This window comes from Streptomyces endophytica (genome assembly GCF_026153355.1).
In the GTDB taxonomy this organism is placed as follows: Bacteria; Actinomycetota; Actinomycetes; order Streptomycetales; family Streptomycetaceae; genus Streptomyces; species Streptomyces endophytica.
In genome coordinates this window covers 5,448,374-5,461,321 of the sequence record NZ_CP110636.1, presented here as the reverse complement: position 1 = coordinate 5,461,321, position 12,948 = coordinate 5,448,374, and the positions used below count along the sequence as shown (strand labels likewise).

Sequence of the window (12,948 nt, the reverse complement as noted above, 5' to 3'; positions counted from 1 at the left end):
CGCAGTCCTCCTCGTAGTGGGTGGTGCCGGTCGTCCCGGGCTCCGAACTCCCGGTTCACCTGCGTCCGTTGCGCACAGCGTATCGCAATGGCTACGGTGTTTCCGTTATGGCTACGGTGTTCTCATTCGGGCTCGCCGTGGTCTCCATCGCCTGCTCAGCAGCGCCATGACGGGGGAGTTGTCATGCCCGAAAACCCTGCACGCCCGATGCCCGCCCACATCCCCGTACTGATCGCCGGGGGCGGCACGGTCGGTTTGTCCGCCGCGCTCTTCCTGGCCCACCACGGCGTCCCGTGCCTCGTCGTCGAGAGCCAGGACGGGCCGTCCCGCCACCCCCGCGCCACCGGCCTCGGCCCACGGACCGTGGAATTCCTCCGGGAGACGGGGATCGCGGAGGCGGTCGACGCGGTGGCGATCGACATGTCCGGCGGCAACCTCGGCAAGATCTCCGCCACTACGCTGGCCACGGCCGTGTTCCCCGAGCCGGTGCCCACGACCGCACTGCCCGCGGCCGGCTCCGACGACCCGGGCCGGTTCACCCCGACCGCACTGCGCGGCACCTGCCCCCAGCACCGCCTCGACTCCGTCCTGCTGCCCGCCGCCCGCGACCGGGGCGCGCTGGTGCACCATGCGACCCGCCTGCTCTCCTTCGAGCAGGACGCGGACGGTGTCACCGCGACCGTCGAGACCCCGCCCGGCCCCGACGGGCAGGGCGGCCGCCGGGTCGTCCGGGCGGACCACCTCCTGGCCGCCGACGGTGCCCGCAGCCAGGTGCGGACCGCGCTCGGCATCGGCACCTCCGGTCCGGGCGGCCTCGGCGCGCCGATGGTGAACATCCTCTTCCGCGCCGACCTCCGCCCCTACACCGAGGGCCGGTCCTTCGTCTCCTGCGACATCACGAACCCCGAAGCCCCCGGCATGCTGCTGACCGTCGACGGCGCCGAGGAGTGGATCTTCCACACGCCGTACGACCCGGGCACGGACGGCTGGGACGCGCCTGATCCGCAGCGGCACGAAGCAGCGGCGCCCGGCACCGCTCCGACGCTGGACGCGTTCACCGCCGAGCACTGCCGGTCGCTGATCCGCAGCGCGATCGGCGCGCCCGGCCTCGACGTCGAGGTGCTCAGCACCCTGCCGTGGCGGCCCCGGGCCCAGCTGGCCGACCGCTTCCGCGACGGGCGGGTGTTCCTGATCGGCGACGCGGCGCACACCGTGCCGCCCGTCGGGGCGTTCGGCCTCAACACCGGGATCGCCGACGCCCACAACCTCGCCTGGAAGCTGGCCGCCGTGCTCGGCGGCCACGCCGGCCCCGCCCTCCTCGACAGCTACGAGGCCGAACGCCGCCCGGTCGCGGCCCTCGCGCTGGAGCAGTCCCTGCTGCGGCTGGCCGACCCCCGGCTGCACTGGGACCGCAGCCCGCAGATGGCCGCGGCGCGGCGCGCGGCCGGCGCGCTCGACCCGATGGTGGTGCACCTCGGATACCGCTACGCCTCCGGTGCCGTGCTCGACCCGCAGCCCGAACTCCCCGACCCGGACGACGGCGCACGCATCCTGGACGGCACCCCCGGCTCCCGCCTCCCGCACCTCTGGCTCGCCGGGGACGGACGCCGGCTCTCCACGCTCGACCTGGTGCGGTCCCGTTTCACCCTGCTCACCGGACCCGGCGGGGACGCCTGGGTGACCGCGGCACGGGACGTGGCGGACCGACTCGGCGTGGACCTCGCGGCGCACTTGATCGCGCCCGGCGCCGCGGTGACCGATCCGGCAGGACACTGGCCCGGCATCGCCGGGCTCGCCGGGGACGGTGCGCTCCTCGTACGGCCCGATCAGTTCGTCGCCTGGCGAGCGGCCACCCTGCCCGGCGCCCCGGCCGATGCCCTCGCCGCGGCCCTCGTCCGCCTGCTCGCCCGGGACCGCGAACCGGAATCCGGCGGCCGCGCGTAGCAGGGACCGCCCGCCCCTCCAACGGCCCCGCTCCACCTGCCCCGCTCCGCGGCCCGCGGTAGACAGGGACGACGAGTCAACGCCCACCGCGCGCCTGCGGACCTGCCGGAGCGACGGGGTGAGAGGAGTGGCAGCGGACCGATGAACGTCGTCGTCGACCTCAATCGCTGTCAGGGGTATGCCCAGTGCGCCTTCCTCGCCCCCGAGGTGTTCACGATGCACGGTGAGGAAGCCCTGCTGTACCACCCGGTCGTCCCGGACGGGCAGCAGGAACGCGTGCTGCGCGCGGTCGCCGCGTGCCCGGTGCAGGCCATCCTCGTGGGGGAGGAGGCCGGTACCGGTGAACGGTGACCCTCGCGACGGCCGGATCCTGATCGTCGGTGCCTCGCTCGCCGGTCTGCGCGCCGCCGAGACGCTGCGCGACGAGGGCTTCGCCGGCTCGCTGACCCTGATCGGCGACGAGGCCCAGCCGCCGTACGACCGGCCGCCGCTCTCCAAGCAGGTCCTGCTCGGCCGGGTCTCCGCGGGCGACACCGGGCTGCCGCGGCGCCGCCCGGTGGACGCGCACTGGCGGCTCGGCGTACGGGCCACCGGGCTCGACCCGCTGGGCAAGCGCGTGCTGCTCGCCGACGGCACGGAGGAGCCCTACGACCGGCTGCTGATCGCCACCGGAACCCGGGCCCGGCCCTGGCCGAACCCGGAAGAGGCCGCCCTGGAAGGGGTGTTCACCCTCCGCACGAGCGGGGACGCGGCCGGGCTCGCCGCGCGGCTGGACGCCGGGCCGCGCCGCGTCCTGGTCATCGGCGCCGGCTTCACCGGCTCGGAGATCGCCTCCGGCTGCATCGAGCGGGGCCTCGCGGTGACCGTCGCCGAACGCGGACCGGCGCCGCTCGTCGGTGCCCTCGGCGGCACGCTGGGCGCCCTCGCCGCCAAACTGCAGCGCGCGCACGGCGTCGACCTGCGCTGCGGCGTGACGGTCACCGCCCTGGAGGGCGACCGCGCCGGGCGGCTCATCGGCGCCCGGTTCTCCGACGGCACGCGGATCGACGCCGACGTCGCCGTGGTCGCCCTGGGCGCGGTCCGCAACACCGAGTGGGTGGCCGAATCCGGCATCGCCGCCGGGCCGCGCGGGGTCACCTGCGACGCGGGCTGCCGGGCGTTCGACATGTACGGCATCGTGACCGACGACGTCTTCGCGGCCGGCGACGTGGCGCGGTTCCCGCACCCGCTCTTCGAGTACCAGCTGCTGTCCCTGGAGCACTGGGGCAACGCGGTCGCCCAGGCCGAGGTGGCCGCCCACAACATGGTCAACCCCGGGCCGCGCCGGCGCCCGCACCTGACCGTGCCGGCGTTCTGGTCCAGCCAGTTCGGCCTGAACATCAAATCGGTCGGCGTCCCCACCTTCTCCGACCAGGTGGTCATCGCCCAGGGCTCCCTCAAGGAGCTCCGGCTGGTCGCCGTCTACGGCTACCGGGGGCGGGTCACCGCGGCGGTGAGCGTCAACCAGGGCAAATCGCTGGAGTACTACCAGCGCCTGATCGAGACCGCTGCCCCGTTCCCGCCCGCGCCGGGCGCCGCCGACCAGGGCGAGTCCCCGGCCCCGGTCCCCTCCGACGTCCCGGACCCCAAGGTGCTCTCGCACGGCCCGACCGTCGCCCTCACCGGCCATCTGCCCGACCGTCGCCTGACCCTGGTCCAACCGGGCCGCTGAGACCACGGACGGACCACCGTCCCCCACCGTGTGAGGAGCCCCGCCCATGGCCGCGGACCCCGAGACCCTCATCGAGCGGATCACGGACTACGCCAGCCGGCCCGACCCGTACCCGCTCTACGCCGAACTGCGCGAGCACGGAGTGGCCCGGCAGCAGAACGGCAGCTACCTGGTCGGGACGTACCACGAGATCACCGCCCTGCTGCACGACCCGCGGATCAGCTCCGACCGCCGCAACCGCACCGAACCCGACGAGCCGGGCGACGAGGAGCAGGGCATCCCGCCGTCCTTCATCGGCCTGGACGACCCCGAACACCACCGGCTGCGCGGCCTCGCCATGCGCTCCTTCGGGCCGCCCCACAACCCCGGCCGGATCGACGCCCTGCACGGCGAGATCACCCGCATCGTCCAGGACCTGCTGGCCCAGCTCCGGACCAAGGACCGCATCGACCTCGTCGACGAGTTCGCCTACCCGCTGCCGGTCACCGTGATCTGCCGGCTGCTGGGCGTACCGACCGAGGACGAGCCGACGTTCCGCGGCTGGTCGGACACGATCGTGTCCGGGCTCGACCCCGCCCGGGGCGCGGATCCCACCGAACGGCAGCGCGCGGCCGCCGACGCCCGCCGGGCGATGGGCCTCTACCTCGGCGAACTCGCCGCATCACGCCGCGACAACCCCGGCGCCGACATGCTCTCCGCGTTCGCCACCGACCCGGGACCCGACCACGGCGGGTTCAACCAGCTCGAAATCATGACGACGGCCGTGCTGCTGCTGATCGCCGGACACGAGACGACCGTCAACCTGATCACCAACGGCATGCTCACCCTGCTGCGCCACCCCGAGGCGCTGGAGCGCCTGCGCAACGACCCGGCGCTGATGCCGCGGGCGGTCGAGGAACTCCTGCGCTACGAGCCGCCGGTGCAGATGCTGCCGCAGCGCACCCCGCTCGCCGACATCGAGATCAACGGCGTCACCGTCCCGCGCGGCGCCCCGCTGATCCTCGTGCTGGCGTCCGGCAGCCGCGACCCGCGGCGGTTCCCCGAACCGGACCGGTTCGACCCGGGCCGCGAGGACAACCAGCACCTCGGCTTCGGCGGCGGCGTCCACAGCTGCTTCGGCGCCCCGCTGGCCCGGCTGGAGGCCCAGGCCGCGCTCACCGCCCTCATCCAGCACCTCGACGCTCCCCGGCTCGTCGAGGACCCGCCCCCGTACCGCCGCAGCCCCGTCCTGCGCGGCCCCCGGCACCTGCTGATCGATCACGACCGGGCGGGTGGCTGAGGACCGCGCGGAACGCGGCGGAAGATCGGAACGCGGCGGAAGACCGGAAACGGCGGAGGCCGGAGGAATTCAGCCGGCCGTCATCCGGCCGTTACGGGACTGCCTCATCCGGCCGTTCCGGGAGTACCTCATCCGGCTCTGCCGGGCTGCCTCAGCCGGCCGTGCCGAAGTCCTGCGTCCAGTAATCCCCGGGCTGGGCGAGGCCGACACCGAGCTCCTTGAAGGAGCAGTCGAGGATATTGCGCTTGTGGCCGGGGCTGTTCATCCAGCCCTTCATCACGCTCGCCGGCGAGGAATATCCGTAGGCGACATTCTCGCCGTACGCGCTCCACCGGTACCCGGCGCGGGTGATCCGCTGGCCGGGGTCCGATCCGTCGGAACCGGTGTGGGACATGTTCCGGTGCGCGGCCATGTCCTTGCTGTGGTCCTGCGCCGCCTTCGTCAGCTTCGCATTGAGCTTCAGCGGGGAACAACCGGCCTTGCTGCGCTCGCTGTTGACCAGCTTCAGGATGCTGGCCGCGGTGCCGGAGGCCGGCGCGCCGCTCGCCGTCGGGCTCGGCGTCGCGGCGGGCTTCTGGGTGGTCCCCGTGCTCGGCTTCGCCTGCGATCCGGCGCTTGCCCAGTGGTGGTGGCGATGAGCGTTCCCGTGCCATTTCCCGTGGCCCCAATGGCCTTCACCCGGTCCGTTCAGGCATGCCATGGCGGCGGTCGGCACGGCGAGCGCGCTGACGGCCAGGGCGCCGATGGCTATTTTCCGGTAATGCCTCGTCCGGCGGTGCTTCGTCATCGATGACCTCACTCGGTAATGGGGGTCGTCATTTTTGGAAAGCCCCGGCGCATAAGGCAAGGAAAGAGCGGAGGGGTATCTACTAATGCGTTTAGTAGTGCGAGTCGGCCCTTGTCGCCGGCGGTGAGGTGTGCTGCCCGGTGCGGCCAATTCCCCGGAATGCCTGTCGCCCCGTCAGAAGGGCCGTCATGCTCGTCTCGTGGGGACGAAGGGTCGACGTGCCGCAGGCCGTCCGGGCATCCACGGGGAATCGCCACCTCAAGGCGGACAAATCCCCTATGTCCGTGGAAGGGATTACTACTAGCCGGCTTAGTGGCGGCCGGTGGAGGCTATGGCGGATGTCACAGGGAGGTGTCGGCGAAGGCGGCGGTCAGCTCCTCGGTGACCGCCCGGGCCCCCGGCGAGAACCACCGCCTGCGGTGCCGGACGAGCTGCACGGGCACGGGCGGGGCCTCGGGCCCGTGCACGGCGGCGAGTCGGCCGTCCGCCAGCTGCCCCTCGACCGTCACTTCCGGCAGCAGGGTCAGCCCCAGCCCCGCCGCCACACACGCGCGGGCGGCGTCGATGCTGCCGAATCGGGTGATTCCGGGACGAGTTCCCGGCACACCCTGCAGGGCACGGACCAGCCGGTCGCTGTAGGAGCAGCCCTCCTCGTGGACGAAGAAGCTCTCCCGGGCCAGCTCCTCCCAGCCGGCCGTCCGCCCGGCGAGCGGATGGTCCGGCGCCGCGACGTACGCCAACGGCAGCTCGGCGATCCGGTGGGCCGGCAGATCGCTCTCATCCACCTCCGGCTCCAGCACCAGGGCCAGATCGAGCCGGCCACTGCGCAGCCCGTCCACCGCCGCCGCCGTACCGACGGCGTTCAGATGGACCTCCAGCCCGGGATGGGCGCGCCGCAGGGCGGCGATCACCGACGGCAGCCGCGAGGCGCACAGCGAGTCCGCCGCCCCGATCGTGACCTGGCCCGCCACCGTCCCGCCCGCCGCGTCGCCGTGCCAGCCCGAGGCCGTCGCCCGCAGCCGGGCCACCGCGTCGAGCACCGCCTCGGCCTCCTCCAGCAGCCGCAGCCCGGCGGCGGTCGGGACCGTCCCCGACGGCAGCCGGTCGAACAGCGGCGTCCCCAACTCCTTCTCCAGCGTGCGGATCTGGACGGTGACCGTGGACTGCGCAAGATGCAGGGCGCGGGCCGCGGCGGTGAAGCTGCCCGCTCGCGCGAGCGCCACGAACGATTCCAGAAGCCGGGTCTCCATTCCCCCACGCTATCGCGATATCCGATGGAGCCCAGCAAGATTTATCGTTGGACGCGATGGCGGTGCGGTGACACGGTGAACCCATGACGAACCACACGACCTCCTCCACCGACTCCGCCACCCACCCCGCCGCGCACGCGGACGCGGACGTCGAGGTGCTGCGCTACTCCGCCTTCACCACCGACCCCGCGGGCGGCAACCCGGCCGGCGTGGTGCTCGACGCCGAGGCCCTCGACGACACCCGCATGCTGGCCATCGCCGCCGAGGTCGGGTACTCCGAAACGGCCTTCGTCACCGCGCACGACACCGCCGCCCGCCGCTACCGGCTGCGCTACTTCAGCCCCCGCGCCGAGGTCGCCTTCTGCGGCCACGCCACCATCGCCACCGCGGTCGCCCTCGCCTCCCGGACCGGCACCGGAGAGCTGGTCTTCGACACCCCGGCGGGCGAGATCCGGGTGTCCACCACCCGTCAGGACGGCAGCCTGCGGGCCACGCTCACCAGCGTGCCCGCGCACTCCCGCCCGGCCGGCGACGCCCTCGTCGACACCGTGCTCCGGGCGCTGGACTGGAGCCGGGCCGACCTGGACCCCCAACTGCCGCCGCACATCGCCTTCGCCGGCAACGACCACCTCGTCCTGGCCGTCCGCAGCCGGGAGCGGCTGGCCGCCCTCGACTACGACTTCGACGCCCTGCACGACCTCATGCGGGAGCGCGGCTGGACCACCGTGCACCTCGTCCAGCGCCAGGCGCCGGACCGCCTGGACTTCCACGCCCGGGACCCCTTCCCGGTCGGCGGCGTCGTCGAGGACCCGGCGACCGGCGCCGCCGCCGCGGCCTTCGGCGGCTATCTGCGCACCCTCGGCCTGGTCACCGAGCCGGTGCGGGCCCACCTCCGCCAGGGCGAGGACATGGGCCGCCCCAGCGACCTGTACGTCGACATCGACCCCGACGACGCACGGATCAGGGTGACCGGCGCGGCCGTTCCGCTCGCGGACTAGCCGGGACTAGCCGGGACTAGCCGGGACCAGCCGGGGACACGGGCCGGAATGCGCCCCGGCACACCGGCGTTACGGATCATGCGGACGGCCTCCCGCCGTCCGCACCGTCGCCCCGGCGGCGTCCCTGCAAGCGAAAGGCAGTCATGAGCGCATCCTCGTCGTCCGGTGGAGTCACCGTCCGGTATGTGGGCGGCCCCACGGCACTCCTGGAGATCGCCGGGGTGCGGCTGCTGACCGACCCCACCTTCGACCCGCCCGGCGACTACCCCATCGGCGAGCGGAAGCTGGTCAAGACGGCGGGCGCCGCGCTCACCCCGGAGGAGATCGGCCCGGTCGACGCGGTGCTGCTCTCCCACGACCACCACCCGGACAACCTCGACCGCGCCGGCCGGGCGTACACCGCCGGGGCACCCCTGGTCCTGTCCACCGCCGCCGCGCGCGAACGGCTCGGCGGCACGGTCCGGGCGCTGGCCGACGGCGAACAGCTCACCCTGCCCCGCCCGGACGGCGGCACCCTCACCGTCACCGGAGTCCCCGCGCAGCACGGCCCGGACGGTACCGAGCACCTGGTCGGCGAGGTCACCGGCTTCGTGCTGTCCGGCGCCGGCCTGCCGACGGTGTACGTCAGCGGCGACAACGCCTCGCTCGACGTGGTCCGGGCGATCGCCGAACGGTTCGGGCCGTTCGACGTGGCGCTGCTGTTCGCCGGCGGCGCGCAGACCCCGCTGCTCGGCGACGCGTACCTCACCCTCCCCAGCGACCGGGCCGCCGAGGCCGCCGGCCTCCTCGGCGCCCGTCAGGTCGTACCCCTGCACTTCGAGCACTGGGGCCACTTCACCCAGGGCAGCGACTCGCTGGTCGAGGCCTTCCGGCGGGCCGGCATCGAGGACCGGCTGCGGCTGCTGAAGCCGGGGGAGCGGATCGAACTGTGACCGCCCGGGCCGGCCGGCGGGTCAGGCCCGCGGGCCGGTCTTCCGGCCGGCCACCGGCACGTCCAGCGGCCGGGCGATGCCCACCACGTTCTCGTCCAGCCGCTGCAGATGCCGCAGCACGCGGAAGGTGACGGTCCCCGACCGCAGGGCCGGGGAGTCGCTCGCCTCCAGCATCGCGGCGATGCTGGCCCCGGCCTCCACCTCGCCCTCGGCCGGCTCGTCCCGCACCCGCGCGGCGATCAGATCCAGGTTCCGCGCGATGCGCTTCCCGGCGAGCGAGAGCCGCGGATCGGCCGCGATCGTCCTGCTGTACGGCACGAGTTCGGCCGTCGCCGCCAGCGAACGGGCGTGATAGGCGCAGGTCTCCAGCAGCGCCACCAGGTACTGCGCGGTCTGCCGCCGCACCCGCAGCGGCGTGATCGGATGCGTCAACGGCCGGGTGGAGGCCCGCAGTTCGTCCAGGGCGGTGTCCAGATCACGGGCCAGGCCCAGCAGGTCGACGGCGGGCCCGCCACTCAGCTGCTCGACCGCCGCGGCCACCACCTCCCGCAGCCGCACCAGCACGGTGTCCAGGTGCTCGTCCGTACGCCGGTCGGTGTGCACCGGCAGCACCAGCGCCGCGGCGATGATCCCGCAGGCCGCGCCCAGCGCCGTCTCCTCGATGCGCAGCACCAGGACGGACAGGCTGTAGGTGTCGAGGAGGGTGTAGAGCAGGCCGAGCATCGCCGTGACGAAGAACGACATCAATGCGTACGAGAGCGGCGCGGTGAAGAACATGCCGAAGATGCACACCAGCACCAGGGCGAACGCGGTCCAGGTGTGGTTGCCGACCAGTCCGGCCAGCGCGACACCGGCAACCACCCCGAACACCGTGCCCACCAGCCGGCGGTAGCCCTTCACCAGGATCTCGCCGGTCGACGAGGTGTTGAGGAAGACCACCCAGCAGGTCAGCACCGCCCAGTACCAGCGCTGGCTGGACAGGAACTCCCCGCCGACGATGGCCAGCGCCGAGCCCACCGCGACCTGGAAGGCGGCCCGGGTGGTGGGCCGCTGCAGCCCGGTGCGGTCGTCCTCGGACCCGCCGCCCTCCTCGTCCGCCCCGGCCCCGACGATCGCGAGGTCCTCGGCGTCGAACTCCTCCCGGGACCGCGTGGTGGCCGGCGAGTCGTCGGACTCGTCCTGCGGCCCGTCCAGCGCCAGCCGCAGACCCAGGACGGCGCGCGCGGCCTCACCGATACCGCGGAAGGCGTCCTGGACGGCCGGCGAGGCCGGCGGCAGCTTGTCCTCGTCGCGGTAGCCGAGGAGCCGGTTGCGCACGTGCGCCAGTGCCGTGCCGCGGTCGTCCGGCGCCCGCCGCGCCACCAGCAGGTTCAGCGCCTCCAGGTCCCGGCGCAGCCTGGTGTGCACATCGCCACCGGTCTCCAGCACGCTCGTGGTGGTGGGCACCGGGGCGTGCGGGAGGTGCAGGGTGAGGGTGTCCGCGCGTTCGGCGCTGCGCGCGTTGAGCAGCAGCATCCCCAGCCGCTCGGCGGCGATCTCGGCGTCCGCGACCCGGCGCTGCAGCAGCCCGGCCGTGGCCTCGTCCGGGGTGCCCTCCTCCAGGCGGCCCTGGATCATCAGCGCCGCCTCGTGCAGCCGCGCCGTGTCCCGGCGCAGATCGTCGAGGACGTCGTCCAGCTGCCCGGGCTCGGCGTCCATGAGGGCGAGGTGGGTGGCCACCAGCTGTGCCAGCCGCGCCCGGAAGGCGGCGCGCAGCCGGGCGAGGGTGCGCTGCGGGGTCTCCGGGACGACGGTGAACCGTACGACCGCGCTGCACGCGAAGGCGACGGACAGGGTCAACGCCAGCTGGGGCAGCGTCGGCACGGTGGCCCGCACGAACAGCGACACGAAGTAGACCTGGAACCCGACCAGTCCGAGCGCCGTGCCGCGGTCACCGAACCGGCGGGAGTACACGGCAGCGAAGATCAGCGCCAGGAAGCACAGATCGCCGGCGATGACCCTGGCGTGCAGCAGCGCCCCGAGGGACATCGCGGCGAGCGCGACGGGCAGGCCCAGCGCCAGCGTGATCGCCTGGCCGCGGACCTCCTTCTCGCGGATCGCGAAGGTCGACACCATCGCCGTCATCGCGCCCGCGACCATCAGGGTGACGCCGGTGTGCAGCAGCGCCAGGACGACGAGCGTGACCAGGATCGCCCCCACCGTCCGCAGTCCCGCCATCAACCGCAGCAGCCCGGGATCGGAGGCCGCGAAGCGGTCCCAGGTACCGGTCACAGCCCGTCGTATCGCTGACATCACGCCGCTCTACACTCCCGATTCTCGCCCTGAGCAGGGACGTCTCAGCATCCCATGGCGACTTTCCGGGGCCGCGGCCGGTCGCCCGCCGGATCCGGAAGACGGAGAAACGGGCGAATTGCCCTGTCCGGCGCGTTATTACGGGACGGCGCCGAATGCCGCCCGGTGCCCCGGAATTCCGCGGCGCGGCATTGTCCCGAAGGGCATTGCCCACCCGTTCAACTGCCCAAAGATTCAATACCCAGAAGACCGCGCAATCGGAAAACTCTTCACCAGTCGATCGGAACTTCCGGTCCAGGTAAGGCCGCTTCCGGACCCCCTGCGGGTACGGCCATGCCCCCCAGTTGATTTGAGGAGTCTTCATGCGCAACAAGATGCGAATAACCGCAGCAGCCCTGACCGCCGCCGTGGCCCTCGGCGTCGCCGCGCCGGCCGCCTCCGCCGCCACCGAGGCGCCGGCCCGCACCGCCGCGGTGCAGACCCTCACCGTCGACCAGGCCCGCACCGTCCTCCCGGCGAACCTGTCGCAGCAGCTCGCGGACGCCGCGGCCAAGACCGGTGGCGCCAGCACCGCCGCGCAGACCGGCGCGAGCCAGGTCAAGCCGCACGGCATCATCGACAAGCTGAAGAAGAAGGCCCTGAAGGCCGCCTTCAAGCGCCTGCCGAAGAGCTGGCAGAAGAAGCTCACCGGGTGGGCGAAGAAGGGCAAGGGCTACTTCACCAAGCAGTGGAACAAGCTTCCGAAGTGGATCCGCAAGGCACTGACGCTGGGCGGCATCATCTCCACGAAGGTCGCCATCGAGTGGCTGATCGACATCATCCTGTGAATTCCCCCCGCTAGCGGAATCCCAGGCTGAACAACGTGCGCCCCTGGTACGCTCCGGCGACCCGGGGCGCACGCCGTATATCCAGCAATTCCCGTTGCACTGCGGCGAGTTACCGGCATACGGCAGATCGCCGGGCGCACCCCCGACGGGCCTTTCCCGGGCTCGCCGCCGACCCCGGGACACCGGCCGCCCGTCCCTCTCCCGCACAACCGAGGAGCAACCATGGCGCACGAGACACAGCAGGCTTCCGGAACCGACGAATCGCCGCTGAACCACACCTGGCCCGTACTGCTGTTCATCGTGGCGAACATCGGTACCGGCTTCGCCGCCGACAGCCCGGTCATCTTCTGGATCTCCGCGGCCGTCGGACTCCTCGGCATTCTGGCCACGATCGGCTGCCTGAAGAAGATGTGGAACATCCGGAACGAACAGCCCAGTTCCTATTTCTGGGGCCTGGTGCTCATCGCGTATTCGGCCTACCTCATCTATTCCCTCGCCGACCATGTCGTCTGATGGCGGATGAGGGGGCCACTCTCACCGCTGTCCCTTGTCCAGCACCCGGCTGACCGGGGTGAGCAGATGGAACACCGACGTGAGGGAGGTCGCCGCCCGGGCCACCTTTCCGTGGGGTCCCAGATCGTGGAGCTTGGCCAATTCGTCGTCCACGCTGAACAGCAGCGGCTGGTCCGTCTGCGAGGCGTTCGCGGCGGGATGGACGGCGGCCGAGGCCCCCGCAGCCAGCAGCAGTGCGGCGAACGTACGGTTCATTTTGGTCATGCCGTTCTCAACGACAGCGCGGCCCGATGGCAACCGCGGCCGCGAAACTCACACTTTATGACGCCCGGCCCCCTGGGAAACGGCCCGGACGGTGCCCCGGAGTGACGGCCGCACCGCCTCCCGTCGTCCACCACAACCCCTACGGCGGCTG

12 protein-coding genes are annotated in these 12,948 nt (G+C 72.7%); 8 read left to right on the top strand and 4 right to left on the bottom strand.

Features of this window, described 5'->3' with window-relative positions:
- The first annotated feature begins 183 nt into the window (after positions 1-183).
- The 4 genes from OJ254_RS24315 to OJ254_RS24300 all read left to right on the top strand — a co-directional run bounded on the left by OJ254_RS24315 (position 184) and on the right by OJ254_RS24300 (position 4,934).
- The gene (locus tag OJ254_RS24315; RefSeq protein WP_265364058.1) at positions 184-1,944 is read left to right on the top strand and encodes an FAD-dependent monooxygenase; all 1,761 of its coding nucleotides are present in this window, start codon (positions 184-186) and stop codon (positions 1,942-1,944) included.
- Positions 1,945-2,085: 141 nt separating this feature from the next.
- The gene (locus tag OJ254_RS24310) at positions 2,086-2,295 is read left to right on the top strand and encodes a ferredoxin (RefSeq protein WP_265364057.1); all 210 of its coding nucleotides are present in this window, start codon (positions 2,086-2,088) and stop codon (positions 2,293-2,295) included.
- On the top strand, positions 2,285-3,655 hold the full coding sequence (locus OJ254_RS24305) for an NAD(P)/FAD-dependent oxidoreductase (protein ID WP_265364056.1): 1,371 nt from the start codon (positions 2,285-2,287) through the stop codon (positions 3,653-3,655). The genes OJ254_RS24310 and OJ254_RS24305 overlap by 11 nt, the downstream gene beginning before the upstream one ends.
- Positions 3,656-3,701: 46 nt before the next feature.
- Positions 3,702-4,934, top strand: a complete 1,233-nt coding sequence (locus OJ254_RS24300) for a cytochrome P450 (protein WP_265364055.1) — start codon at positions 3,702-3,704, stop codon at positions 4,932-4,934.
- 151 nt (positions 4,935-5,085) lie between these two features.
- Here OJ254_RS24300 and OJ254_RS24295 read toward each other — a convergent pair whose 3' ends face one another.
- Together OJ254_RS24295 and OJ254_RS24290 are read right to left on the bottom strand one after the other, a co-directional pair.
- Positions 5,086-5,721 carry a CAP domain-containing protein gene (locus OJ254_RS24295; protein WP_265364054.1) on the bottom strand — a complete coding sequence of 212 codons (636 nt, stop codon included), beginning with the start codon at positions 5,719-5,721 and terminating at the stop codon, positions 5,086-5,088.
- Between the two features lie 341 nt (positions 5,722-6,062).
- A complete protein-coding gene (locus OJ254_RS24290) occupies positions 6,063-6,971 on the bottom strand; it encodes a LysR family transcriptional regulator (RefSeq protein ID WP_265364053.1) in 909 nt (302 codons plus the stop codon).
- An 83-nt stretch (positions 6,972-7,054) separates the two neighbouring features.
- Between OJ254_RS24290 and OJ254_RS24285 the strand changes: the two genes are divergently transcribed.
- Together OJ254_RS24285 and OJ254_RS24280 are read left to right on the top strand one after the other, a co-directional pair.
- The gene (locus OJ254_RS24285) at positions 7,055-7,969 is read left to right on the top strand and encodes a PhzF family phenazine biosynthesis protein (RefSeq protein ID WP_265364052.1); all 915 of its coding nucleotides are present in this window, start codon (positions 7,055-7,057) and stop codon (positions 7,967-7,969) included.
- A gap of 143 nt (positions 7,970-8,112) precedes the next feature.
- Positions 8,113-8,901: an MBL fold metallo-hydrolase gene (locus OJ254_RS24280; protein ID WP_265364051.1), complete on the top strand. Its 789-nt coding sequence runs from the start codon at positions 8,113-8,115 to the stop codon at positions 8,899-8,901.
- Between the two features lie 21 nt (positions 8,902-8,922).
- Here OJ254_RS24280 and OJ254_RS24275 read toward each other — a convergent pair whose 3' ends face one another.
- Positions 8,923-11,193: an FUSC family protein gene (locus tag OJ254_RS24275; RefSeq protein ID WP_265364050.1), complete on the bottom strand. Its 2,271-nt coding sequence runs from the start codon at positions 11,191-11,193 to the stop codon at positions 8,923-8,925.
- A 362-nt stretch (positions 11,194-11,555) separates the two neighbouring features.
- On the opposite strand from OJ254_RS24275, the gene OJ254_RS24270 reads away from it, so the two are divergent.
- Both OJ254_RS24270 and OJ254_RS24265 read left to right on the top strand, forming a co-directional pair.
- Complete coding sequence (locus OJ254_RS24270) at positions 11,556-12,020, top strand: hypothetical protein (protein ID WP_265364049.1); 465 nt, start codon at positions 11,556-11,558, stop codon at positions 12,018-12,020.
- A 222-nt stretch (positions 12,021-12,242) separates the two neighbouring features.
- Positions 12,243-12,533 carry a hypothetical protein gene (locus tag OJ254_RS24265; RefSeq protein ID WP_265364048.1) on the top strand — a complete coding sequence of 97 codons (291 nt, stop codon included), beginning with the start codon at positions 12,243-12,245 and terminating at the stop codon, positions 12,531-12,533.
- A 21-nt stretch (positions 12,534-12,554) separates the two neighbouring features.
- On the opposite strand, the gene OJ254_RS24260 is transcribed toward OJ254_RS24265, so the two are convergent.
- A complete protein-coding gene (locus OJ254_RS24260; RefSeq protein WP_265364047.1) occupies positions 12,555-12,797 on the bottom strand; it encodes a hypothetical protein in 243 nt (80 codons plus the stop codon).
- Positions 12,798-12,948 lie beyond the last annotated feature (151 nt).

Bases quoted from the DNA above. Each gene is read 5' to 3' on its own strand.
- OJ254_RS24315 (WP_265364058.1), top strand. From the start codon at position 184: ATGCCCGAAAACCCTGCACGCCCGATGCCCGCCCACATCCCCGTACTG.
- OJ254_RS24260 (WP_265364047.1), bottom strand. From the start codon at position 12,797: ATGACCAAAATGAACCGTACGTTCGCCGCACTGCTGCTGGCTGCGGGG.
- OJ254_RS24310 (WP_265364057.1), top strand. From the start codon at position 2,086: ATGAACGTCGTCGTCGACCTCAATCGCTGTCAGGGGTATGCCCAGTGC.
- OJ254_RS24285 (WP_265364052.1), top strand. From the start codon at position 7,055: ATGACGAACCACACGACCTCCTCCACCGACTCCGCCACCCACCCCGCC.
- OJ254_RS24300 (WP_265364055.1), top strand. From the start codon at position 3,702: ATGGCCGCGGACCCCGAGACCCTCATCGAGCGGATCACGGACTACGCC.
- OJ254_RS24290 (WP_265364053.1), bottom strand. From the start codon at position 6,971: ATGGAGACCCGGCTTCTGGAATCGTTCGTGGCGCTCGCGCGAGCGGGC.
- OJ254_RS24265 (WP_265364048.1), top strand. From the start codon at position 12,243: ATGGCGCACGAGACACAGCAGGCTTCCGGAACCGACGAATCGCCGCTG.
- OJ254_RS24295 (WP_265364054.1), bottom strand. From the start codon at position 5,721: ATGACGAAGCACCGCCGGACGAGGCATTACCGGAAAATAGCCATCGGC.
- OJ254_RS24270 (WP_265364049.1), top strand. From the start codon at position 11,556: ATGCGCAACAAGATGCGAATAACCGCAGCAGCCCTGACCGCCGCCGTG.
- OJ254_RS24275 (WP_265364050.1), bottom strand. From the start codon at position 11,193: ATGTCAGCGATACGACGGGCTGTGACCGGTACCTGGGACCGCTTCGCG.
- OJ254_RS24280 (WP_265364051.1), top strand. From the start codon at position 8,113: ATGAGCGCATCCTCGTCGTCCGGTGGAGTCACCGTCCGGTATGTGGGC.